General features: G+C 34.5%; 23 protein-coding genes, 1 pseudogene and 1 riboswitch. Of the genes and pseudogenes, 15 read left to right on the forward strand and 9 right to left on the reverse strand.

Annotated features, from left to right (window positions below):
- Positions 1-50: 50 nt before the first annotated feature.
- From M028_RS33680 to M028_RS0121155, 6 genes are all read left to right on the forward strand, one after another.
- Positions 51-626 carry a hypothetical protein gene (locus M028_RS33680; RefSeq protein WP_231510851.1) on the forward strand — a complete coding sequence of 192 codons (576 nt, stop codon included), beginning with the start codon at positions 51-53 and terminating at the stop codon, positions 624-626.
- Positions 627-821: 195 nt separating this feature from the next.
- Positions 822-1,055, forward strand: coding sequence for a DUF4367 domain-containing protein (locus tag M028_RS0121135; RefSeq protein ID WP_051591140.1), 234 nt, complete (start codon positions 822-824; stop codon positions 1,053-1,055).
- 242 nt (positions 1,056-1,297) lie between these two features.
- The gene (spoIIP, locus tag M028_RS0121140) at positions 1,298-2,452 is read left to right on the forward strand and encodes a stage II sporulation protein P (protein WP_026575624.1); all 1,155 of its coding nucleotides are present in this window, start codon (positions 1,298-1,300) and stop codon (positions 2,450-2,452) included.
- Complete coding sequence (locus M028_RS33000; RefSeq protein WP_155925704.1) at positions 2,445-2,618, forward strand: hypothetical protein; 174 nt, start codon at positions 2,445-2,447, stop codon at positions 2,616-2,618. Before spoIIP ends, M028_RS33000 begins: the two co-directional genes overlap by 8 nt.
- 318 nt (positions 2,619-2,936) lie before the next feature.
- Complete coding sequence (locus M028_RS0121150) at positions 2,937-3,518, forward strand: hypothetical protein (RefSeq protein WP_026575625.1); 582 nt, start codon at positions 2,937-2,939, stop codon at positions 3,516-3,518.
- Between the two features lie 252 nt (positions 3,519-3,770).
- Positions 3,771-4,334: a GNAT family N-acetyltransferase gene (locus M028_RS0121155; protein ID WP_035424242.1), complete on the forward strand. Its 564-nt coding sequence runs from the start codon at positions 3,771-3,773 to the stop codon at positions 4,332-4,334.
- A gap of 1,034 nt (positions 4,335-5,368) precedes the next feature.
- Here M028_RS0121155 and M028_RS0121165 read toward each other — a convergent pair.
- Positions 5,369-5,764, reverse strand: a complete 396-nt coding sequence (locus tag M028_RS0121165) for a DUF3888 domain-containing protein (protein WP_026575628.1) — start codon at positions 5,762-5,764, stop codon at positions 5,369-5,371.
- 192 nt (positions 5,765-5,956) lie between these two features.
- A riboswitch (cyclic di-AMP (ydaO/yuaA leader) is annotated at positions 5,957-6,096 on the forward strand.
- Positions 6,097-6,319: 223 nt separating this feature from the next.
- On the opposite strand from M028_RS0121165, the gene M028_RS0121170 reads away from it, so the two are divergent.
- From M028_RS0121170 to M028_RS32285, 4 genes and pseudogenes are all read left to right on the forward strand, one after another.
- Entirely contained in the window at positions 6,320-8,230 is a 1,911-nt protein-coding gene (locus M028_RS0121170; RefSeq protein WP_051591141.1) for an APC family permease, read from the forward strand.
- Positions 8,231-8,585: 355 nt separating this feature from the next.
- Positions 8,586-9,077 carry a hypothetical protein gene (locus M028_RS0121175; RefSeq protein ID WP_026575630.1) on the forward strand — a complete coding sequence of 164 codons (492 nt, stop codon included), beginning with the start codon at positions 8,586-8,588 and terminating at the stop codon, positions 9,075-9,077.
- A gap of 572 nt (positions 9,078-9,649) precedes the next feature.
- The gene (locus tag M028_RS0121180; protein WP_026575631.1) at positions 9,650-9,937 is read left to right on the forward strand and encodes a hypothetical protein; all 288 of its coding nucleotides are present in this window, start codon (positions 9,650-9,652) and stop codon (positions 9,935-9,937) included.
- Between the two features lie 65 nt (positions 9,938-10,002).
- Positions 10,003-11,154 (forward strand): annotated as a pseudogene (locus M028_RS32285) (cation:proton antiporter).
- Positions 11,155-11,606: 452 nt separating this feature from the next.
- Here the strand turns inward: M028_RS32285 and M028_RS0121190 are convergent.
- The 8 genes from M028_RS0121190 to M028_RS32290 form a co-directional block, all read right to left on the reverse strand.
- Entirely contained in the window at positions 11,607-13,124 is a 1,518-nt protein-coding gene (locus tag M028_RS0121190) for a COG4705 family protein (RefSeq protein WP_026575632.1), read from the reverse strand.
- A gap of 47 nt (positions 13,125-13,171) precedes the next feature.
- Positions 13,172-13,402, reverse strand: coding sequence for a hypothetical protein (locus M028_RS0121195; RefSeq protein ID WP_026575633.1), 231 nt, complete (start codon positions 13,400-13,402; stop codon positions 13,172-13,174).
- Between the two features lie 895 nt (positions 13,403-14,297).
- Positions 14,298-15,470 (reverse strand): D-alanyl-lipoteichoic acid biosynthesis protein DltD, encoded by a 1,173-nt coding sequence (gene dltD, locus M028_RS0121205; RefSeq protein WP_026575635.1) that lies wholly within the window; start codon positions 15,468-15,470, stop codon positions 14,298-14,300.
- Complete coding sequence (gene dltC / locus M028_RS0121210; RefSeq protein WP_026575636.1) at positions 15,467-15,703, reverse strand: D-alanine--poly(phosphoribitol) ligase subunit 2; 237 nt, start codon at positions 15,701-15,703, stop codon at positions 15,467-15,469. The genes dltD and dltC overlap by 4 nt, the downstream gene beginning before the upstream one ends.
- A gap of 5 nt (positions 15,704-15,708) precedes the next feature.
- Complete coding sequence (dltB, locus tag M028_RS0121215) at positions 15,709-16,875, reverse strand: D-alanyl-lipoteichoic acid biosynthesis protein DltB (RefSeq protein WP_026575637.1); 1,167 nt, start codon at positions 16,873-16,875, stop codon at positions 15,709-15,711.
- On the reverse strand, positions 16,872-18,386 hold the full coding sequence (gene dltA / locus M028_RS0121220) for a D-alanine--poly(phosphoribitol) ligase subunit DltA (RefSeq protein ID WP_026575638.1): 1,515 nt from the start codon (positions 18,384-18,386) through the stop codon (positions 16,872-16,874). The genes dltB and dltA overlap by 4 nt, the downstream gene beginning before the upstream one ends.
- A gap of 21 nt (positions 18,387-18,407) precedes the next feature.
- Positions 18,408-18,539: a teichoic acid D-Ala incorporation-associated protein DltX gene (gene dltX / locus M028_RS0121225; protein WP_026575639.1), complete on the reverse strand. Its 132-nt coding sequence runs from the start codon at positions 18,537-18,539 to the stop codon at positions 18,408-18,410.
- A gap of 191 nt (positions 18,540-18,730) precedes the next feature.
- A complete protein-coding gene (locus M028_RS32290; RefSeq protein ID WP_081810814.1) occupies positions 18,731-19,021 on the reverse strand; it encodes an rRNA adenine N-6-methyltransferase family protein in 291 nt (96 codons plus the stop codon).
- Between the two features lie 526 nt (positions 19,022-19,547).
- Between M028_RS32290 and M028_RS0121230 the strand changes: the two genes are divergently transcribed.
- The 5 genes from M028_RS0121230 (at position 19,548) to M028_RS0121250 (ending at position 24,176) form a co-directional block, all read left to right on the forward strand.
- Complete coding sequence (locus tag M028_RS0121230; RefSeq protein ID WP_026575640.1) at positions 19,548-20,447, forward strand: hypothetical protein; 900 nt, start codon at positions 19,548-19,550, stop codon at positions 20,445-20,447.
- Positions 20,448-20,548: 101 nt separating this feature from the next.
- A complete protein-coding gene (locus M028_RS0121235) occupies positions 20,549-21,286 on the forward strand; it encodes an ABC transporter ATP-binding protein (protein ID WP_026575641.1) in 738 nt (245 codons plus the stop codon).
- Complete coding sequence (locus tag M028_RS0121240; RefSeq protein WP_026575642.1) at positions 21,273-22,007, forward strand: ABC transporter permease; 735 nt, start codon at positions 21,273-21,275, stop codon at positions 22,005-22,007. Before M028_RS0121235 ends, M028_RS0121240 begins: the two co-directional genes overlap by 14 nt.
- 83 nt (positions 22,008-22,090) lie before the next feature.
- Complete coding sequence (locus M028_RS30680) at positions 22,091-23,512, forward strand: sensor histidine kinase (RefSeq protein ID WP_197031440.1); 1,422 nt, start codon at positions 22,091-22,093, stop codon at positions 23,510-23,512.
- A complete protein-coding gene (locus tag M028_RS0121250; protein ID WP_026575643.1) occupies positions 23,475-24,176 on the forward strand; it encodes a response regulator transcription factor in 702 nt (233 codons plus the stop codon). The genes M028_RS30680 and M028_RS0121250 overlap by 38 nt, the downstream gene beginning before the upstream one ends.
- The last annotated feature ends 890 nt before the right edge of the window (positions 24,177-25,066 follow it).

Here is a 25,066-nt window from a genome sequence, read left to right on the forward strand (position 1 = left end):
TAAGAGAGGCAGAAAACCTCACTCAAAACCAGTTGGGTGGGTGCGGAACTGTGGGGATGGCAAGGTTGCCCTATCCAATTGCATATAACTTTTTTACGAAAGACTATCAGAAAAGGGTTTCCTATAATAAATATCTTCAATCGTTTGCCGGAATTGGACATATAAATTTAGTTAAGATGAACAGACTTCCTGATGAAAATGGCATTGTTCCATATTTCGTTGAGCTAGAAAGCATCGAAGGCTCATCAAAAGGCGTAACCTATTTTGCTTATTATTACGGCTATGTCCAATTAAAAAAAGTTCAAAACATGTATAAAATTGACCAGATGAAATTGTACGGAGAGGACTTCCTATGTGCAGCCTATCATCTCTGGCAGCATGATGCGGAAGCAGTCGTTGGTATTATGTATGGAGAATGGTGCAAGTTAATAAAAAAACAGCTGCCTACTAAACAAGAGGGTTACGTCAAAACCATTGATTATATTGGTACGGATGGAGCAGATTATCGATTTATTTTTTATCAATTAACAAATGATACAGATGTATTAATTTCTCAATATAAAAAGGATTCTGAAGGAAACTGGGAATCCATCAGAATTGATCCTTACAAATGTGTAAAAAACTAGGCGTGATATTAATTCGAACCTTTACTTTAAGGCACAAACAGTGGCTTTCATTAAATAAAAGTTCTATTTTCTTTGTGAAATATTGTACTTAAACTAATGGGTGCAAGAGTTTAAGATCCAGCTGCCATTTTCAAAAATGGTGGCTTTTTCTTATTTAGATAACGGGGCAGGTTAGTACAATGGGTCGCTATTCATTTGAGAAGAGGTTATCAATTATCCAATGACGATTTTTCTTATAGACTGCAAGTTGATATCAACGGAAACAAAGGTTATTTTCAGGAATGGGACGACAGTGGTGAAGTTGATAAAAATGGAGACATCATTACTGGTGGCTTACTGAATTGGGTACAAAATGGTACTTCTGTAGAGATGAATAGTTCAAGATTATCGAAAGAACAAATGTTAGAAATAGCAAGGTCAATGAATTAAGCTAAATAAAGTTTGTGAAGTATTATTCTTCTATTCTGAACCCATTTTGGTACGTATTGTCATTTTGGCGACTTTTCGTTGATTGTAACTGTGTGAAAAGGAACGATAATTGCAAACCCTTTCCTATTTATAATCACCATACATGGAACCGTTTCGGCAGTTCTTCTTCTATTCTTTATAATCCTAAAAATTTGCCATAAATTTACCATTTAATAATATAAATGGATATAAGGGGTGAGGCAATGAAATCAAATGAAAATTTCACATTAAAATATACTTACCGATCTTTACTACTAGTGTTCCTAATATTTTTTATAATTTCATTTATAGTTCTAATGGGGTTTAAAATAGACTCTCAATCTATTCAAAATACAATTGGTATATTAAATAAAGAAAAAATCTTTGTTCGTTTCTTCGGTGCTGAAAATCATTACTATTTCCTTAAAAATGAAGAACCTCTTCTCACAGTATCAAAAATGTCAACCATAGGTTTTCAATTAGCAACAGCTATTAAACCAACCGATGCTAGAACTTTCCTTGGGAATGAATTACCTGGACTAAGAATATATGATACCGAAATAGTGGTTGCTGGTGAAGGGACAAACCTTGCTACTCTTCCACTTGAATCCTCCCCACCTCTTGATGTTCTACTTCATGAAAGGAAAGTAGCGGAAGAAAAATTAAATCAAAACAATACTCCTCAAGATAATAAACCAATAACTAATCCCGCAAAAAAGTCAGTATTTATATATCAAAGTCATAGTTATGAATCTTTCCTTCCTCTATTACAAGATGCAAAAGTGCCTAATGATGCTATAAGCAATGATGAACGGGTAAATGTAATTAATGTTGGACAACGTTTGGCTGATGATTTGATGAAAAAAGGAATTGGTGTTGATCACGATAAAACAAATATGACGCAAGAATTACATAAAAGGGGATGGCAAACACCAAAAGCTTATACAGTTTCACATCAAATCGTTGAAGCAGCAGCGGGCAACAATAATAATTTAAAGTATTATATTGATATACATCGTGATGACGCCCGAGCAAATTTGACAACTAAAACCATTAACGGCGAAAAATATGCCAGACTCTATTTTATTGTTGGGAAAGAAAACAAAAATTATCTGGAAAATTTAGCGTTGGTAAAAAAATTAAACAGTGAGTTAGAAACAAAGTATCCTGGTATTAGTAGAGGGATATTCCTAAAAACATACAGCGAAGGTAATGGCATTTATAATCAGGATATTTCCAATAAAGCCATGTTGATGGAAGTTGGGGGCGTAGATAATAATTTAGATGAACTTTATAGGACGGTTGATGCATTTTCAGAAATACTTGCTAATTATTATTGGAGCTCAAATGATGCTAAGGAGGTAAATGGAAATGGTTAAATCGTTGCCTTCCTCAGTAAAATGGTTATTTTTCACTTTTTATAGTAGCATGCTCTCTTTTTGCTTTACAGGATTTTCAGAAGTAACCATTACCGCATTCTTAACAGGTTTTATCTTTTCAATAGCTTATTTAATTAAGGAAAACTTACAAAGAAAAACAATTTAATGCTCATCGTTACAGCTAAAAAGGACTTAGTTTATCCATACTTAATGACAATTACAATAGTTATGAGGAACTTGGAAATACTCCAAGTTCTTCTTTAGTATTCATAAAAGCTATTCGGTTTACCAAAACATAGGAAGTACAAAATTTTGAAAAAAGGTACTTAAATTACCCTGAAAATAAGTTTCCTCAAGATTAGTAAAATGACAATACTATTGAAGTTAAATAAACACACTCATAAATTCAAATAATTAGGTCAAAATACATCTACTATCTATACGTTGATTCGGTAAATGAGGTTAACACGAAGGAGCTTATAACATGGCACCAAAAGTTTTATGCAGCATTTTTGCCTTATGTGCCCTATTGGTAACAGGTCAGCAAGCCCAGGCAGAAAGTAATCTAATACCAGCTAAGGAATCTATAAAGGAAGAAATAAACTACATATACCCTGACAATAAAGAAAAAGTATTTACCGAAACTGTAGACCAATTTTATGAGGCATTAAGGAAAAGGAGTTATCCTGTGCATCAGGAGTTTTACAGAAAACATTATGAGTTTTACAAAAAACATAAGAATAAACTTGGAAACATGGATACGGCTCTTTTTAAAGACATGCCCGATGCATCAGCAAATTTTAGAAAAAAGGTACTGTTTCATGAGGTGGAAAAATTTAATTATATAACTTGGGATGGAAATGGTATTCTTACTCCCTACCCATATATAACAATGAAGTATAATCAGGCAATCAGTCCAGACAGACAGGTATATTTTTTTTATTCATTTAAAGATACAGATGAAGAGTTTAGAGGAAGATGTGCAGTATATGATGTAGAAACAAAACAACGACTTGCTGGTGGAGGTATATATATTAATAAGTACCCAAAAATAAGAAGTAAATAAATGAGCTAAATTCAAATCATAGCTTTATTATAATCTTAATGCTTTTGCACTAACGGTTGCAAGAGGTTAAGAGTAGGGCTGTCGTTGTGACAGCTTTTTCTTATTGTGTAACATTGCAGAGTAGTTTAATAAGCAAGAGTATAAAGGAAAACAAAAAGAGTCTGGAATTTCCCCAAAATCTTTTAAAAGTTTTAATTTACTACTTACTTTTATTCTCAAGGTCATAGGTTATTTGCAGAGGAAGGAATTATAATGAATATAAAATATGAAGTTATACCTAATGAAAAAGCTGAACTCTGTAGAGAGTTATGTAATGAGCTTATGGTCTTTCAAAAGTCAAAGACAAGTATTAAACCTGAATTGTTTGACAGTATGAATTTTGATACACGGCTGATTCCTTCAATGAGGAGTGCAATTTATAATCATATTGTGGTTGCTATCGATGAGGAGTATAAGATAGTTGGCTATGCTTACTCGAACATCTCTCCAAAAGAAGCATATTCCAATGATTTTGCCACTTTTTTTGATCTTTCATCCGTTAGAGGGGAAAACGTTGGTTGTTTATCCCAATTTTATATAAAACAAGAATACAGACAATTCGGTATTGGCTCTAAACTTTTCGATTTGTCAATAGAATGGTTGAATCAATTTGATGATGTTGAGGATTATTTTATTTTTGTTTCGAACGGTAATTCTAATGCTTTAGAGTTTTATAAACGAAAAGGATTTGGTTTTAGCCATGAAATTTTGGATGGTTTTATAACTGTTTTACGAAACAAAGACTCTATAAATGCATTTTTACAGGGTATGAGGTAAATGATTTCAACTAGCAAGTCAATACATCTATCTCACCTTTCAACATTAAAAGAGCCCATAAATAAATTGCCGTAGCACTTATAAAGTGCTGCGGTTATTTATAACATCTTTAATTCTTCTTCAGATTTATACCCTCTAGCCAGATTTTTTTAATGTATACCAATTAGGAAGGTCCTAGTAGACATAAGCCAGGCGACAAAATAAAAGGTCGGTGATTACCGGCCTTTTATGTACATATTCAATTAGGGGTTTAGGTTTTTTGGATTTTTGTTAGCAGTATGTTTACTTAATTATCGCAAAAGAGGAACCAGTGGATACACTACCACCGGAATACTCAAAACTATCAGTACCTTTACCATCGACCGTTCCGGAAACCGAGACAATATAGTAATCTTTAAAAGTTCCCTTAGAAAGTTATACGGTGAATATCAATTAGACTCAAAGAAATGGAAAGAAGGGCTTTCCAGACGAACTATTGGATCAAAACGAAGCGTTACCACATTCGTTAAATATTAGTGACCTGCTGCTCTCAAGGTTGTAAGAAATGAAAAGGTCAGATAAATTGCTTGCTTTTGTGTCATAGTGGGAAAATACAGTTAACTTTCCTATGATTACTTTTTTGGTATAAAAAGGATTTTGTTTGCACTTTATTGAATTAAGTATTAATGTTTCGACAGGGGGGTTCATCTTTGAATTTGTTTTTTTTCTTTGATATGACTAATATGATGAGAAATATAATAGTCAGTTTTTTTCAAAATGGGATATGGGTTGTAGGATTCTTTTATTTACTAAATGCCACCTATAAAAATTCCAAACTGGTTCTAACATCGAAATTAATTAGCAGTATTGCTTTAGCTTTTATACTAGTCCATTCAATACTTAGTAGTATCTAGTTTAAAAGTTAGCATTAGCTAAAAAAAGAGAGGAAGTCAGCAGAAAGTGGCTGGCTTTTTTTGTATAGTGGGAAGAGGATGTTCATCTGATTTTTAACTAACGGGGAGTTGAATAATATAACCGAAGAAAAAACACCCTTTTTACAAAGGATGCCTGCATTTAGTTATTTCGGTTGGCTTTAACCTTTTGCTTTTGAAATCAATTGCCTGCCACTTTAAGGTCTTTTCATTACTAAAAGTGATAGTCACTAAATCATGTGGGGGATTATGGGCCCCTTCAAAAGTCCTTACCTGAACGGTGACATTAAATAAGTAACTGCCTTGTCGCAGCTTCTTAACACGGGTTATATTAGCACAATTATTTTGTTTGATTTCGCCATATTGTTTTTTCAATTCCTGTTGAATTGAGGGATAAAGCATACTCAAAATAAGGTCATCACGCAACTGTACATCATTTTTAGTTACGGTTTCAGCTTTAACGGGTGAATAAGAGAAAAGGGTTAAGTAGGCAATCAATATTAAAAGACTTTTTCTCATAAAAATCCTCCATTCCAGGTTTCACTTATAATTAACAATTAAAGAAATTCTTATTAAACTATCGGGTGCAAGAGTTGTAGTTCAAGCTGTCATTTAGGTGGCAGCTTTTCTAATTGCCCTAAAAGTAGCAGGTTAGCTAAATTCCCTCTTTACAACTTCTATACTTGGGAGTAATATCTTTTTCATAGAAAACTACATATCATGCCTAATCCCATTAGGGAACGGAGGACCCAATTTTTGGGGGTTAATTCTACAAAATATGTAGAAGGGATGTTTAACTCTTTCGCCATCCTACCCGTCAGCTAACTTCGTAGGCTAAAGCGAAGGAGGTCAAAAGACCACCTTTTGAAGGGTTTCTTTTTTGTGTTTATTCACAATAAACGATCTTTCATTTTAGAGGTCTTTTTTTGTTTGTATTTTTTAAAGGGGACAAAATAAAGAGGGATTAGGATTTACATAAAAAGAATGTAACAAATTGAGTTATCGAATAGGGAATAACTTAAATTTTTCATTATAGCTCAAAAAATAATTGTTACCAGCAAAGGGGAAAAAGAAGTGACTCATCCAGCTCAAGTTATTGAATTGTTATTGGCTATAATAGCCGTAATAGGTATTTGGTTTTCTATTTCGAATTTCAATAGTGTTAAACGTACAATAATTGGAAGACCAATGAGAACGGCAGAATTGCACGCTCAGCACAACAAATTAATTTGGTATATTGCTTTGCCTATTCTTTCTGCTGACCTTTATTCATCCGTAGCCTACGGCCCTGAAGCGGGAATGACCGAACTCATTAAGTTAGGAAACGAAGCGAAATGGTATATCATACCAATTACCATCGCCACTATTGTATTGTTGTTCATTCTGATCCTTTCATATATCATGGGAATCCTCGCCTATCCAAATGGCGGCGGGGCATACGCAATTGCCAAAGATAACTTTAAACAGCGATGGGTATCTTTGATTGCATCAAGTGCATTGCTGGTAGATTACATTTTAACCGTGGCTGTTTCTGTATCAGCTGCATTAGAAGCTGTAGTTTCTGCATATCCAATAGTCGCTCCATACGAAACTGTCCTGGCTATTCTTTGTGTCTTTATCTTATTAATGGTCAATCTTCGGGGAGTTGCCGAATCGGCTAAAATATTCGCATGGCCAACCATTGGGTTTGCGGTATGTATGTTATTACTTGTTTGTACTGGTTTATTTAACGAAGTAAATTATGGTTTCGTTCAACCTAACACACCGCCATTCGGATCGGTTCCCAACGGTTTAACCATTTTACTTATCTTAAAAGCATTCAGTTCTGCTTGCTCTGCCTTAACAGGAATCGAAACAATATCAAATGCCGTTCCTATTTTCAGAGAGCCACAACAAAAAAATGCGATTAAAACATACATTGCACTAGGAACAATCACATCCATTACCCTTTTAGGATTTGCCTACCATTTATATGTAAAGGGTATTTCTCCTGATCCTAATAATACAATGTTATCTCAATTAACTCAGGAGTATTTTGGACATGGAGTAGTGTATCAAATTATTATTTGGTTTACTTTTATTGTACTAATTCTTGCAGCCAATTCGACGTTTACTGGTTTTTCGCAATTAGCGGCCATCGTAGCTGCTGACGGATTTTTGCCTCGCGGGCTGTCAAACAGAGGAGATCGTTTAGGATACTCTAATGGAATTATTACTTTGGCAGCGACAGCTAGTTTATTGATTATCGCATTCCATGCACATACGAATTCGTTGATTCCGTTATATGCAATTGGCGTTTTCTTGTCCTTTACAGTGGCCCAATTTGGATTAATGAAACGTTGGAAGCGAGTAAAAGGAGCAAATTGGAAAATAAAATTAGCGATTAATACAGTGGGTGCAGTAATCACCACCATTGTTGCTGTCATTTTTGGAGTTACCAAATTTACAAGTGGAGCATGGGTTGTATTAATAGTGATACCACTAATCATATTCGCTTCATTGGCCATTCACCATCATTATCAAAACATTGCAGATGAGTTAAAGATTGATATTAACACTCTAAAGCCTAAAGGAAACAGGGTTATTACAATTGTTCTTGTTTCAGGAGTACATCGGGTAGTGCATAACACTTTATCTTTTGCTTTAGGTTTATCACAGGATAACTTAATAGCTGTATATGTAGGTTTTGATGATGACGCGATGAAAAAGATGGAGGCAAAATGGGAGGAATGGGGAAATCCATGCAGACTGGTAACGTTGAAGAGCAAATATAGATCGGTTTTAGAGCCTTTTTCAAGATTAATTAAGTTAATTGAAGAAAAAGAAGAATTTAAATCACAAATTCAAGTTGTTATACCTCAATTTATTCCTAAGAGATGGTGGCATAACTTACTGCACAATCAAACGGCTTTATTACTTCGATTATGGTTATATAGACATAAAGATGTTGTGATTACAACAGTACCTTATCATTTAAAGAAATAGGTTATAAAGGCATGGTAAATTCTCATGCCTTTTATATATTTTATTGAGCTAATTCAGGTTTTTTGCTGCAAGTCATAAGGTACATTTTGGATTTTATGTAGTGGAGTTCTGTTCATGCACGCACTAACACCGTAAACAGCAGGGCATCCAATAACACACCTTAATATTCAATGCTACGGGATTGTGAAGAATTGTACTTAAGCGAACGGGTGCGATACTTCAAGAAGAAGGTCGCCCTTTTTCTTTTTCCCCAAGAAAGATTGTGAAATTTTGTACTTAAAGTAACGGACAGGTTTGCGGTTAATTGGATTATTACGGTAAATATGGTAAAATTTGAATATATGAGGGGGATAAAATGAAAAAAATACTCACGCTATTATTATTTACCATAATGGTTTTAACAGCATGTACAGTAACAACAGATAAGACGAAAAACGAAGATGTTAAAAATGAGGTGATTGACAATAAGACTATTAACAACAATTATAAATTTGTTGGAGAAAGTGAACATTGGGAAGCTCAATATTTGTATAATGGAACAGAAACCTGGAAAGATGATAAAGGTGTAGCATCTTATTCTAATAAAGATAACTATAAATTGGTATTAAAGTATAAGGGTTCTTTAAAAGAGTTGTCGTCCATGAAAAAACTAAAGTATTCCTTCAAGACAAATAGCAGTAGTGGGAAAACAGAGGAGGACTTCCCTGCACCTCCTAAAGACCGAATATTTACTGCAAGAGGGGGTTCCGAAGGAGGAGCAAAGGTAGAAAAGGATGAAGTTATACAAGTACATGTAAAATGGGACAAATTTGAAGAGTCATTTGAACTGCATAATAAAAATAAGTAGATTAGGATGAACTCCCATGAAAATAAAAACGGAAAAAGGGTATGAAAAAACAGACCCAGAAAAACCAGTTTTTTAAAAAAGGCTGAGCCTCTTGAAGGGTAAGAGTATGAGGTTGGCTGGTATAACGAAATAGTAATACCTTTCTACTTAAAATTAAATCAGAAAGGCTGGCGCAACAACCAGAAAAAGGATTAATCTCCCATAAGTGCTACCCCTAATTGGGCGCGACAGTCGGTGGTACACCGTGGTCGTTGGAGTCAGACTAACGGATGGGCTCAAAGGCACCATAGTTCAAAGACCTTCTTCGCCAGCATTAAAACAGTATAGACTGCCTGATCCATTTTCATTCTCTGTGGTGAAGCGATGAATTTTGCGCTTCATGGGTGGCTAACGGGGGCTTGAGTTCAGGAAGGATTGCTGCGGCAATCTTTTTTGTTATTGTGCTAACTGGCAGGCTACTTCAAGAAGGAATGTATCTTTTCATCTGAGAATAAATTTATTAAATTGAGTTGTTTTTAATGCTAATTTATGGTGCATTTATTTCTTTTAACTCCAAAAAAGTGGGTGACTCTATGGAGAAAATCGTGTGGATTAATGGTACTTATGAGGAAGAAAATCGTATTTTTGATACCGATATTCAAGCTGAAGAATGGGTGGATGCCCTACTCCCTGATTTCGGTCCATATTTAATTTGTCAGATTAATGTTGGATATTCGACTCCTGATGAAAAGGTAATCAACTATCTAGAATACTTTTTACCTAAATGGGCTAGTTACAATAATGTAAAGATTAGTATCCATAGAGAGAAAACAATCATAGATGGTAAAAACATTTATAAAATTTGGACACAGCAAGTTTAAGCAAGATTGTGAAGGATTGTACTTAAACACTAGCTCATTTACTAGGCTATTTTGCTGAGCGGTTAATGATTCCTAGGGTAATCGGTGAAGTGACAGCAGGAATTCTTTTAGGACCAACATTACTTGGATATTTTTATCCAAGTGCTTTTTCTTGGCTGTTTTCTGGTTTTCCACAGGAAGATAGGATGTTTGGACTTATGTATCAAATCGGTCTTACATTACTTATGTTTTGTTCTGGATTAAAGTTCCACACTTAATTTAAAAAAGGTGATGGAAAAATTACAACTGTTATCGTTCTCGCCTCGACAATTCTTCCGTTTGCACTGGGGTGGATTGCGACCAATTTATTTAATTTTCAACAATTTATTGGACCAGCCAATAGTGAGTTTGCAATCAAGATTGTCATCGCAATTTCAATAGCTGTTACTTCAATACCTGTTATTTCTAAAATATTTAATGACTTAGGAATAATGCATTCAAGATTTGCAAAACTTGTTTTAGCAATTGCTGGAGTCCATGATACATTGCTTTGGATTGCTTCTGGAATAGCTACCTCAGTTGCTGGGCATAGCGGATCAGTTACATCTGGGGCTGTATTTAAGAGTATTGGTATTACAGCAGGGTTCATTATGGTTACTCTTTTTTCTCTTAGCTTTTTGTTTAAAAACCTAACAATTCGAAACGGGAATTATTTATTTAGAGCTTCTCATGTTGGATATTTTTTATTTATCATGTTTGTTGTTTCTTCAATAGCTGGATATTTAAATAATGATACCATTTTTGGAGCGCTATTAGCTGGAATCGGAGCAAAGTGGGCTTTATCCCCAACGTTGTTTAAACGATTAGAACAGTCTGTACTTCACATTTCATTTTCTTGGTTTATTCCAGTTTACTTTGCCGTAGTAGGACTTAAATTAGATCTTGCCAAACATTTTGAACCATTATTATTTTTACAATATTTGTTATTTGCTAAACTTGCACAATCTATTATTGTGTTCCTTGCTGGTAAGATCATTCATCAGGATCGATTAAAAAGTATGAATTTTGCAATGGCAATGAATGCACGTGGGGGTCCAGGGATCGTCCTTTCAACCGTTGCATTTTCAGCAGGGATTATTAATCAAGACTTCTTTTCAATTTTAGTTATGTTAGCCCTAATTACTTCATGGCTTGCAGGTTCTTGGCTTCGCCATGTCTTAAATAAGGCTGGAGGTTAATGCGATGAGATGAGGATCTGGTTCCCGAAAAAATTAATAATGATAGTGACATTATAGTTCTACAACAACAAATAAAATATGAAAAATTGGAGGGAAAATAACTTATAATGTTTATTCTTTGTGATACTTTATACAAGAAAACGAAATCCATAAAGATATAAAAATGGATAGGATTCCAGTAAACTCATAACTTAACCGATTTATCGGTTTTATAAATAACTCATACGTACCGTATGATAAACCTAAACAAATAAATATAACGTCTATTATTGAAGTTTTCATTTTAAAACTCCTTTACCACCATATTAAAAAAATAGTAAGACTATAATTCTTTTTTGTTATTCGTGTGAAGGAGCCACGAAAGGAGGCTCCTTATAAATTTTCCTTTAGTCGAAAGACCTACAAAAGAAAGTTTCATTTAATAAGGAATCGCGATTTGCGATACCTTATTTTTATTTGTTTGCTACATTTATGGTACTAAGTGAATTGTTAAGTGCTGTTTTACACTTGTTTACAACAGGATTTGATGAACGTACTGCAGCTAATACAACATCTATTGTTCCATCAATTTTCGTCCATGTAGCACCATCGATTTTTCGAAGCTTAGGTTCCTGAGTGTCCCATTGATGTTCTAATTCATCTGCCCCTTTTTTCGCTGAAGCAAAGTCATTTTTGTTTACAGCGTTTAGTATATCATTTTCGATTTTTGAAAAATCGTTTAACTGTCCAGATAATGTAGTTGATGAGGCACCAGATTTTGATGTTGATCTATTTGCACCTTTTAAGACACTAATTGAATTAGTAAGTGCTGTTTTGCTTTGATTAACATCAGGTTTTGAAGAACGAGCCGCTGCTAGCACAGTGTCAATTGTTCCATCAATTTTTGTCCAGGTAGCACTATCAATTTTTCGAAGCTTAGGTTCTTGTGTATCCCACTGATGTTCCAAATTATCAGCGCCTTTTTTTGCTGAAGCAAAGTCGTTTTTATTTACAGCGTTTAGCATATCATTTTCAATTTTAACAAAATCGTTTAATTGACCTGCTAAAGTGGTTTGCTCAGCAGCCCCTTGTGATGCAATATAATTACTTCGCCAGTTATAACCACCTATACCAACAACTAAGAAAATTACGAGTACAACAATCGTCTGTGTGAGCACATGTTTCTTATTTGCATTACTTTGATTTGTTTCTGCTATATCACTTTTAAGATTTGTATCAACTTTTGAAACGGCAAGAAAAACGATTATCGCAAAAATAGCGATAAGAAAAATCACACTCGTAACCGTTGTCCCGAGTCCTAATCCGCCATTTACTTTTGGTTGAGATAGGTAATCTCCAAGAGAGGCTCCAAGCGGACGAGTTAAAATATACGCAATCCAGAAAGCTAATACTCCGTCAAGTTTCAAAAATTTATAAGCTAAGAAGACAAGAGCAATAATAATAACAACGCCTATGCCTGTGTTAAGATATCCAAAACCAAGTTGTTCGGAATATAAATCGCCGACCGCTGTTCCGAGTGCAAAGGTGAAAAGGATCGTAAGCCAGTAGAAAACCTCTCTTTTTCTAGTGAAAATCGAGTGAATCGATAGTGTTTTTTCACTAAGGTACCAAAATAGAAAAGTCAGTCCTAGTAGCACCGAGAAAACAGCTGTACTAACCTCAAGTGGTACGCCCATATTATCTGTCAAGTTATCCGTTACCAGTGTTCCAAATACGCTTATAAGAACAACTGTTATCCAATAAATGGATGGAATATATTTGTTTGCTTTAAATTGAAAAAATAATACAATAAAAAAAGCAATTCCCATAATAATGGTAGTAAGAGTTAAACCAAGTCCTATGTTGAAATTGATGAAATCGGCAAATGTTTCACCAACAGTTGTACACAAAACTTTGATGATCCAAAAGAAAATCGTCACTTGTGGTACTTTGTTAAGTAAAATTTTCATTTTATTTTGGTTTTCTTGCATATAAAAAATCCTTTCTATAAAGTGGTTTCCCACAATTTAATTTTATTTCACTCTAAATAAGGATACCCATCCAAATCCAAGTTTATCATTAAGGAATTTTGCGCTGTTTCTCCCACAGCAGTTTCCATAATCTTAAGGTTTCCAAAAATATGGTGACTTGTGATTCGTTGCTTTTCATTTACCGACCTAGAGGTTGGCCCATATACGTTTTCAGAAAATGCTAAGTTTTCTTTACAAAACTCATCCCCTTTTTGAAAGTAGTCAATGTTATAAAACAATTTCGATCTCTTATTTTCATTCGAGATGATGTCTGTCTCTACTATATTAGAAATGGGGGGGCTATTTATTAATAACTAATTAAAATTAACTTAAGTATCTATTATTATTGTACATATGATCCAGGACTGGTGAAGAAGGGAAAGTAATTTTTCATACGAGGAGAAAAGGATGAGAAGGGATTATTTGAAGTTATTTCACCATAAAGAGGATATATTAAACTTTTCAAATCTATCCTAAATTGATTGTCGATGATATCTATATCTTTTACTTTAATTTTTTGAGTGGCTGAAATGTCAATCTTTTTTATGGAAACTTAAAATTAAATTTTTTCTCTTTGAAAAGTGCTAGATTTAGTTAAGATTAAAAGTAGGTTCTGATATAATTCTGCAAGGAGCATTGATTGGTCTGGCATTAACTATGATTGTAGATGTTTTAACTTTCCTTGCTCAGCGACGATTACCCCAAAAAAAATGCTGGTATTTACAGGTGCTCTTTTAGTAGTGGTTCTTGCCGTAATGGTTGGAGAGACTGTTCAAGAAATGCAATTTGCTGGATGGATTTAGTACATCAACAATTAGAGATCTTTATTCCAGATTGGGTTCAAGTATGGTTCTGTATATTCCCAACGGTTGAGACTCTATCTTTTCAAGCATTAGCTGTGATTTATGAATTAGGGTCCTATTTTTTGCAACGATATTTAACAATGAGAAAAGCAATTAAACAAAAAAATGATTCCAACAATGTAAGTTTGATTAGTGGTTGAGAATTCTTTTTGGTACTAACGGCCCAGTTAAAGAAGAATAAAGAAAAAGACCTGTTCGATTCCAAATTGGAACAAACAGGTCTTTTGATTTTAAATGCTACTAAGGGTTCTTGTCAGGATTTTTAGTTAATTCAAAAAGTATCGTAAAAATCTTTAATTGCTTTGTCCACATATACCCAACCTTTCCATCCGATATGAATCGTATCCTTCATAAAATAAGGGTCGTATTCATGATTGGAAAAATCAGCAATTGGATACCCTTGTGACTCAATTTGATTTTTAATTCGTTTGTAATAAGAAGTACGGCCATCCTTTGGGAAACCGATGTAATCATACCATTTCCCGTTAACGGGAACCGAAATAAATAATGGTTTTGCACCAGATTGTTTTAAAAGATCTAGTACAAGCTGAAAATCTAAATATTCAACTGATTTACCGTAGGATGCCCCTATTTTGGAATCCTTCAATTGAGGAACCCGTTTCTTTATTTTATTATATTTAGCATTAATCACATAAAATGAATTATTCGTGGCCTGTCGTTTACCCATTTGGTCTGCTTCATGTTTTAATTCCGCCCACGATTTATTTCGTACCTCCGGGCTGATATCGCGTTTGCGGGAAATACCGCCAGCTATCGCGTAATATAAATCTTTTTTCGTCAGCATTCCCCTATATGCTCGAGCAAATGGACGTACAAATGCTGCTTTCCGCTTATCCAGAGGATTATTCGAAATTTCTGCTTGATAAAGGGTCGAAAGCATTCGATCGTCCTGTACTGGTTTAAATTGTAACATTCGTTTTATCGCAATCTGCTTGACTTTTGGGTCAATTTTATCGTTAAAAGCAAGATCATATCCCTGAAGTATTGAGTAGTTTGGCACAAAGTGTGACAAATCTGCCCCCTGAGGCTGGAACCATTGGGGGGATAAAACAAATACAATTTTTTTTCCTTTTAACTGGTCCATATGTTCAGCAAAGTTGAGAAAATGAATTAAGGAAATCGAACCGCCGCGTCCAATAAGAAAAGGAGTAAACCCGTCATAATTTTCTTTAAAATAATTGGATGGATGAAACCGATCAAGCCTAGCCAATTCGGATGAACCGTATATGGGCAAATACTGATGATCCTGAAGCATTTTCTTCTGAATATATTTTCCTTGGAACATGAGCGGATTCAATTCTGTTGCTGCTTGACTCACCCTTTGTTTTGGAATGAGACGTTCTACCCAGCTATTCGGAATAATAATCAAAAGCAACAATGTAACAAAAGCAAATATCAGCGGTGCAAATAAAGCTTTTTTCATTTAAATTCGGCCAACTGCTTCGCGATATTATTGGGAGTATTCCATGTGTCACGGTCGAATTCCGTAATGGGTACTGTAATGCCAAACCGTTCTTCGATTTGGACAAGCAATTCTACTGTCCCAAACGAATCAAGAAGCCCGGATTCAAATAAATCAATATCTGGGTCTTCTTTTACCACATCGTCTTGGCAGATTTCCGTCACTAATGCAATAACTTGTTCATTCAATTCCATATAAATCATACTCCTTTATGTAAAAAGTGTCCTGAAAAAATATAAAATCCAAAGCATACAAAATGGAACGTGATGATGACAGACGCAATATGAGTCATTTTATTTTGCGGCCACCAATGATGTTTCTTATTAAATTGTTCAAACGAATTATAAGCAACCATTAAAAAGGCGTGGTAAACTCCATAAAGAATATATTGAATTTCCAATCCGTGCCAAAAGCCCATTAATAAAAATAACAGAATATAACCCAAATTGGAAACTATTTGTCGATTTTTAATCAATTTTTTCTTCGTCATCCAAAACACAAACCGCATAAACACATAATCCCTGAACCAAAAGGACAGTGTCATATGCCAGCGATTCCAAAAGTCTTTCATATTTCGGCTGATAAAAGGTTGGTTAAAGTTTTCTGGAGTTTTTACACCCATAATATAACTGACACCAATGGCAAATGCGCTATAACCTGCAAAATCAAAAAACAGGTATAAACTATAGGTATACATATAAAAAAGATGATGTTGGAAAGTACCATGGCTAAAATGCCCAAGTCTGATCATAATGTAATGATGGATCAAATACCCAATGATAAATTTGTAAAGAAAGCCAAGAAAGATTTTATTCATTCCTTCGTATAGGAAAAGTTTATATTCTTCCTTTGAGATGTCCTCGTTTAAGTCTTTTTCAAAACGGCGATATCTGTCAATGGGTCCAGATGAAAGGGTTGGAAAGAAAAGGATGAAATAAAGTAGGCGAATAAGGGGGACCTGATTTTTAATTAATCCATCCCTAGTTTCCATTATCATTTGGACACCTTTAAAAGTAAGATACGATATCCCGAGAAATCCCCAAAAATTTTCGATGAATAAATAGGGCGATAGTTTAGATATCAACAGCGGGAGAATCGAAAGAATGACTGCTAAGCAAAAAATGATTCCACTGTTTGCCTTTTTTCGATAGGTGATATAACCTTTTATTAAGATCACCTGCCAAAAGGTAAAAAAGATAAGGGCATAGGTTTCCCGTGCATTTTCGGAAAAGATCAGCGCCAAAAAAATAAGTGTTACAAGTATATTATAGGTTTTAAAGCGTTTCCCATTTAAACCAAGGATTATAGTAGGTGTTAAAAGGAAGGCTGTGATAAAAAAGAACAAAAATGTACCATATGGTGTCATAGTAATACCTTTTCTCTAATTTGTTTTCGGTCTACTTTTCCGTTCGGTGTCATCGGCAGTTCATGATAATATTCAAACTTTTTCGGAACCATATAGCACGGAAGCTTGGTGCAGAGTTCTTTTTTGATTGCACTGGTAAGCTGATATTCCTTTTCAAATTCATGTTCGGAGGGAACAATGACTGCAGTTAAATATTCGATTTTTTCCCCTTTTGAAACCGGGATGACCACTGCTGTTTTGACATATTGCGAATCGCCAATCTGCTGTTCGATCTCTTCTAGCTCCATTCTGTAACCGTGTAATTTTATTTGAAAATCGATCCTGCCTTTATAGAAAAGGAGATCCTTTACCATTTCTCCTTCATCACCAGTACGATAGGCTGGTTCACCGTCGATGGTGTAAAATGACTTTTCCGTTAATACCGGTTGCCCTAAATACCCTTTGCTAACGCTTGGTCCGACGATGATGATTTCCCCCTTTTCTCCTTCAGGGACTTCATGTCCATCCTTACTCCGTAACAGTAACTGAATATCTTTTTTTGCTCTTCCAACAGGGAGCGTCGGGTAAACGTTAAGGATTTCTTTTGTTATCTCGACAAAGGTAATAGCAACAGTCGCTTCTGTTGGACCGTATGTATTGTAAACCTTTGCTTTTGGAAATCGTTCCTTAAGTTGACGAGCAATTTGTACGGGTAGAATTTCTCCGCAAAATAAAAAAACCATGATTTCTGGAAGCAATTCTTGATTAAAAGACGGATCCATTAAGCACATATGCACAAATGATGGAGTAGAGGTCCAGACCTGCGTGTTTGATGTTTTTAGGGCTTCGAATAACAATTTCGGTTTCGCAATCATTTCCTTTGTGATGGCAAAAAGTTTTCCGCCGGTTGCCAGGCAAGGGTAGAGATCCATTACCGAAAGATCAAAAGAAAAGGGCGCTTGATTGATAAAGCGCAGTCCTCCTTGAATCGGAAAATCTTCTAGCATCCAATCGACGAAACTTTGGAGATTATTGACCGAAATTTGAACTCCTTTTGGATTGCCAGTGCTTCCCGAGGTATAAATAATATAAAAATTTTCATCTTCAGATACCCAATGGGCAGGATCAATTTCATCGGAATCAGTAGAAAAGGTTTTGATTTCATCCAACGTAATCATTTGAATGGTTGAATTTTGGAATTCCAATGGGTTTCCTGTAACATTGATGAAGATTTCGGCCTGAGAAGCTTTGCTGATTTTTTCTATTCTTTCCAAAGGAATCGAAAGATCAACGGGAATATAGGCATGTCCGGATTTTACACTTCCCAAAAAAGAGATAATCATTTCTGGTTCCATATGACCGTAAACCATTATGGGTGAACCTGTTGAAATATTTTGGCTTAAAATATATCTGGCCACTTGGTTTGATTTTCGCCAAAGTTCTCTATATGTTAATGGATGATCTGGCGAAATAAAAGCTTCAGCTTCCGGCTGTGTGAAAGCAAAATCTTTTATTTTTAATAACATTCTCATTTAGAAAAAGCACCTCCAGCCTTAAAATTCAGTGTATATATAAGCCCCGGCATTGGCGTCACTAAATCCATACATGAAAAATAGCAAAAGCAGGATGAATATATAATACAAGTAACGGACAAAACCATTTGTTTGATTATGATCGTTCATCATCTTTAAACCCCACCTTCATATTTACTACTTAAAAGAGAATCTTTTAAGGACACCCGATTTATTGATATTATCAAACTAAAAGAAAGAGCTAATTCAGTGGACAGGCTATATAAAATGTGGAAATTTCTTTGAGGAAATCAGGGGAAAATAAAAAACACCGCAGTTACGCGGTGTAATTCAAATTTATATGGTTAGGGCTGGCAAATAAATACATATGCGGGTGGAATATTCCAATGGACCTTTATAATTTCAATATGAGACCCATGGATTATATGAACATTTGGAATTCCGTTATATTTCTCCTTGAGTGGCTCATAAAATTCTGTGTTGGATTCAATGACTAACAAAACCGTATCATCATTTTTATGGTCAATCAGTTGTTCCGTAAAAATCCCGGTTCCTGGTCCATATTCGACAATACCTTTTGCATGGGCGAATTGGATCGGTGCAATCGCTTTATTATTATTCCTATTTTTCTTTATTCCCTACAAGGAAGACGCTACCAAAATTAAAATGGTTTTGGAAGGCTATTGTTAGGGGAATCAAAATATTCATTATTATCTTTCCAAAATCATTCCTAAAAGGATGCCCCAATATCCAATTGAATTAATCCAGTTTATTGCTATGTCCCCTAATTGATGTAATATGCTCACTTTAAATTCTCCCTTATATTTATCAAATTGTGTATGGTGAAAATTTAGACAATAAATATATAACAGTTTGCCATAAAAAATGCAATTTTACTTTTTTTGCTGTGAAAAGAAAGAGCAATTTACACCTTACTCTTCAAGTATGGTCAATTATTCTCTTTTCTACCGTCCTATTCATACCCAAGCTAAAGAGCAGGATAATATATTGGCGTATCGGTCCTTTGCCAAAGGGATGGAGTTAGTCTCTTTTCAATCATATATACATTTAATAAAAATTTAAGATTTCCTTAATAGGGTGTTTAGGCTTCAAGTCTAATATTATAATGTTTCATAAAATCATTTGAAGGAGGAAATCGGAATGAAATCAAAGGTAATAGCAGCCGTAGGTATTAGCGGCTTATTAATGGCAGGAGGTGTTTTATCTGCCTCGGCTTCAACATCAGGCTATGATCTCTTTAAAACAGCTGTAAAGAAGACTCAAACTATCAACAGTTTTTCAGCACATATTAAAGGATCCTTAACAGATAATGATAAGGTGGTTTATCACGTAGACTCCATTAACACTGAAAATCTAAAAAATGATTCTAGTAATAGTTCTACTAGTGTTAGTAAAAATGGAACAACAACAAAAGTAGATTTCTATTCACAGGACAATAAGGAGATCGTTAAAAGCAGTAATGATGTCAATTATTATGTTAAGCAAGAGAAAGCAGGTAAACATGAAGTAAAAGATGAGAAAGAAAAAGAAAGATTTTCACCTGCTATGCAAAAAGATGTAGAAGCCATTTTTGATGCATTGACAAAAAACTATCAAGACAGCATTACTACAAAAGATATCTCAAATGGTCATACTCAAATTGAGCTAGACCTTTCTAAAAATCAAATACCAACTGTTGGGCAAGCAGTAGTTTCATTTTTCCTAAAAAATATTGATCAACAAACAATGCATGAAGAAAAACAGCGATTTGGTTCTTTATCGTTTGCAGATTTGAAGCCACAATTACCTCAATTAAAGAATAACATAAGTGTTTCAAGAGTCGTCCTTCAGGGGGATATCGATAAGGACCAATACTTAGTGGGCCAAAAAGCAGAGATTTTTGTGTCAGGTGATGATTTAAACGGAAAACATCATGATCTGGTACTACATTTATCCAATCAGTTTGATCATTTAAATAAAGCAAACGTATCAAATATTAATTTAACTGGTAAAAAAGTAGTAAAAGTACAAGAAAAATACCATGGACATGAAGAAGATTAATCAGATTTTCAATGCTGAGTTCCAGAGTGGCAGAGTCTATCTCTGCCCTCTGGTTCTTCTAATTAGAGGGGAATATTTTTTAAAGAAGGGAAAGAAACTGCGTGCCAATACTAGAACTCCAAAATGTTACTAAACGGTTTAAAAATGGTCGTGGGGTAGAAAATATTACCTTAACGGTCAACCAGGGAGAGATTTTTGGTTTATTAGGACCAAATGGAGCAGGGAAAACAACTTTAATGAAATGTATTGTAGCTTTGTGCCGTCCAGATAAAGGGAAAATCTTGATTAATGGTCATAATGTAATGGAAGAATTCGAAAAGGCAATGAAATCAGTAGGAACTTTAATTAGCGGTGTAGAAGCTTTTGACTATTTAAGCGCATATGAGAACCTAATGCTTATAGCGAGGATATACCCGGAAATTGGAAAAGAAAGAATAAGTGAGGTAATGAATTTGGTAGGAATGGAAGCTCATATGGATGAAAAGGTGAGATCTTTTTCAACTGGAATGAGGCAACGCTTCTATTTAGCTGCTGCTTTACTCTCAAACCCGACCTTAGTTATTTTGGACGAACCGACAAACGGTTTGGATATTGAAGCAAAAGTTGATTTTCAACAATTAATCAGCAGGTTGGTGAAGGAAGCAGGTGTTACGGTTATTCTATCTACCCACCTGATTGATGAAGTTGAGCGTCTATGCAATCGAATCGCTATTCTTTCAAAGGGATCCATTATTGGGGAAATATCCAGAACAGAATTAGCTGAGGCGCAAACATTTGAATCGTATTATATGGACCGTATTCGTAGTGGGAAGGAAGGGAAAGATCATGTTGAACTTTAGAAATGAATGGAGCAAGCTTATACACAAACGTTCGACAATTGTTCTATTTTGCCTGTCCGCGATATTCCCATTAATAACTGGTCCAATTATTCAAATGATGCAAAATAGGTTTGGTTTTACTGCATTCGATGGAGAAAGTTTTCCATTGGTTATTTTGGGTTTGGCGGTTTCCATTTATCTACCATTAATATTGGCCTTGGGAATTAGTGATATGTTTACAGGAGAGCAAGAACAAAAAACACTTTCATTTATTTTAGTTCGGCCATTATCTCGTTTTAAAATTTTTGTGTCTAAGATTGCTTGTAGTTGCATTTATTTATTGTCCCTATTGATGATTGTATTTATTTCTTCTATGTTAACTGGTGCTATCTGGTTAGAAAACTTTACACTTCATGGTCTAGTCCTTGGTTTTTTTGCTTACCTGTTATCTTTGCTGCCATTAATGGCGATTGGATTGATGCTGGTTTTTCTTGCACTTTGGTTTGGAGCGAGCAGCAGGGCGATAACATTTTCTATCTTACTTTATTTAGTGATGATGGCTATATCCTATCTATTCCCAACGATAGCTCAGTGGCTTCCTATTTATGATAATAGCTGGTATCAACGATGGATCAATAGCGGAGTTAGCGTAGTAACTTTAGGGAGAACTCTTTACTTGTTATCATTTTGTACATTATTTTTCACGCTTGGTTACTATAAGTTTACTACTAAAGAATATTAAATTTGAAAGCAGTGAATTATATGTCGATTCGTTTTAGACTTGTTTTATCCTATCTTGTGATGATTCTTGTTCCGATTATATTTGTGATTGTTTCAGCTTTTCTCGTTGCACTACTTTTTAGAGGAGATATCAAAGAGCTAAGAAACATCTATTTACCACCGGAACACCTACATAAGATGTCTAAGAACGATCAATTATATATTGATTTACATCGTCAAACATTGAGCAATCCAGGGAATTTTCTCAACCAATCGTATTTAAAGAAGATTGACAACCAATTAAGCAAAAATGGAGGTACTGGGCTAATTGTTAGAAAGGGAAATAATATTTTATATCAATCGGTTTCAGTAAAACACGTAGATAAAGATGACCTCCCTTTGTTTGGAGTGTTTGGCGGTGTGGATCCATTGGAAGAAATTGATCATAAAGTGGTTGGGATAAAGAAAATTGATTTCTATTTTCCTGATAATACAGAGGGCTCTCTTTTTTTTGTTACTGATTCCAGCAGTTTTGCCAAATTTGTTCGCTCCTTTTTCCCAATTTTATTTTTTAGTCTCATATTGATTTTAATTATTACCAATGGATTGCTTACTTACTTTGTTTCAAGAAGCATTCTCGTTCCTATAAAACAATTGCAAAAGGCTACACAAGAAATGAAAGAAGGAAACCTCAATGATTCTATCACACCAATGTCAAAAGATGAGTTAGGACAGTTGGCCCAGGGATTTAATGAAATGAGGATGAAATTAAAGGAATCGATTGAAAAGCAGTTAGCCTATGAAGAAAACCGGAAAGAGCTTATAGCAAATATATCACATGACCTCAAAACCCCAATTACAACGATTAAAGGATATGTCGAAGGAATTCGGGATGGAGTGGCTAATACTCCAGAAAAAATAGATCGTTATATTCAGACAATTTATTCGAAATCTATCGATTTAGATCATATGATTGATGAGCTTTTTTTGTATTCCAAATTAGACTTACAGCGACTTCCATTTCATTTTGAGAAAATCCACTTTGACCATTATTTACAGGATTTTGTGGAAGAACTTCGTTTTGAAGTGGCGGAACTAAATGTAGAGGTAGATTTAAAAATAATTAAAAATAGTAATTATTTAATAAATGGAGATCGGGAACATTTAAAGCGAGTAATTACGAATATTGTCGATAATTCTTTAAAATATAACGATAATAAATATAAAAGACTCTTTTTTCATCTTTCAACAATAGACTCTCATGTCCTTTTTAAATTGCAAGACAACGGCCCTGGAATAGCGGATGAAAATCTACCGTACATTTTCGATCGCTTTTATCGAGAGGATTTAGCAAGGGGAACAGAAAAAGGTGGTAGTGGCCTTGGTTTGTCCATTGCAAAACGAATTATTGATGAACATAATGGAAAAATATGGGTAGAAAGTAAAAAGGGACTAGGAACCACAATCCTATTTACAATAGAAAAAACAGGTGATGAAAGTGAAAAAGATCTTAATAATAGAAGATGACAAAAGTATTGCAGAACTGGAACGGGATTATTTAGAAATAGAGGGTTTTTCGGTTGAGATTGCTTTGACAGGGCAAGTTGGATTAAATAAGGCATTAATGAATGAGTTTGATTTAGTATTGCTTGACCTTATGCTTCCTCATGTAAATGGTTTTCAAATTTGTAAGGCAATCCGAACCGAGAAAGATATACCTGTTCTTATGGTGTCTGCGAAAAAAGAAGATATTGATAAAATTCTCGGATTTGGATTAGGGGCGGATGATTATATTGTAAAGCCATTCAGTCCTTCTGAACTGGTTGCAAGAGTCAAGGCCCATCTGTCTCGATATGAACGATTAAAAGGTAAGGAAGTACAAAATGATATTGCTTTTCGTGGTTTAAGAATCGATCAGGTGTCAAGGAGAGTCTTTGTTAATAATCATGAAGTGATAATTACTGCTAAGGAGTTTGATATCTTAACATTTTTGGCTCTTCATCCGGACCATGTATTTAGTAAAGAACAGTTGTTTGAAAGGATATGGGGGTTTGATTCATTAGGTGATATTTCAACAGTGACTGTCCACATACGAAAAATCCGTGAAAAAATTGAAACAGATCCTTCTAATCCTCAGTACATTGAAACTGTTTGGGGCGCGGGTTACAGATTTAAAGGGATAGCATTTTAATAAACATCAAAGTTATGGTTACTATAAAGTGTTGCAATTAATGGAAAACATATTAATTTCCGTTCCAGCAGGTATTACCGTAATATATTAGATTGGTAATGTAGGTCTATAATAATTTATCGAACAATACGAGGAATATTTCCACCATGAGCCTGAAAGATATTAGAATTTAACAAGTTTATAAACGTAAAATCAATAGAAAGGTGATATTGTGAGAACATTTTTTGCAATCTTAATTATATGTTTTATGGCATTAGCTGGTTGTCAGAAGGAAGTAAAGCAATATGAAAATGTCAAATTAGTATAGGAGGGTGGTGTAAATAGCAATGGAGTTAACGAAGGATCTGGGAAACTGTATGACCATGTAACAGAATTTAAATTTTATTAATATTGTTTTAATTAAAAAGGACAAGAGGCGTTTTTTTAATATGAAATATCTTCTAGTAATTACATTAATTTTAATAGATATTTTAATTTTAATATCCGTGATATCCGGTGAATTAAAATAAAGTATAAGTATAAATATAAAGGGTATTTAGATCTAAAAAGAAAATAAAATGACCTCATTAGGTTAAATTCAAAAAGAAAAATTCACTACAGATTACAGCTATTAAGATTAGAATATCCATTATAATTAGTGCGATTATCAGACTTTTCATCTAATAAGATCCTCTCGTTTTAGAGTGCTACAATTACCCAGATATCAAAAAGAAGAAGATGCCATGGACTTGCTCCGTTTGGTGGTCAGAAAAGCATAATTTTGTCTCTATAATTTCAACTCTAGCTAAATATGTACTCCGTGTTTTTCTCATTCGAATTTTTCCAACCGCTGCAAGATCAATAGATAATTGTGTTTACAAAACAAAAGAATTAAAGGCTGCTTATGTGGC

Source organism: Bacillus sp. UNC438CL73TsuS30, assembly GCF_000482325.1.
Classification (GTDB): domain Bacteria; phylum Bacillota; class Bacilli; order Bacillales; family Cytobacillaceae; genus Neobacillus.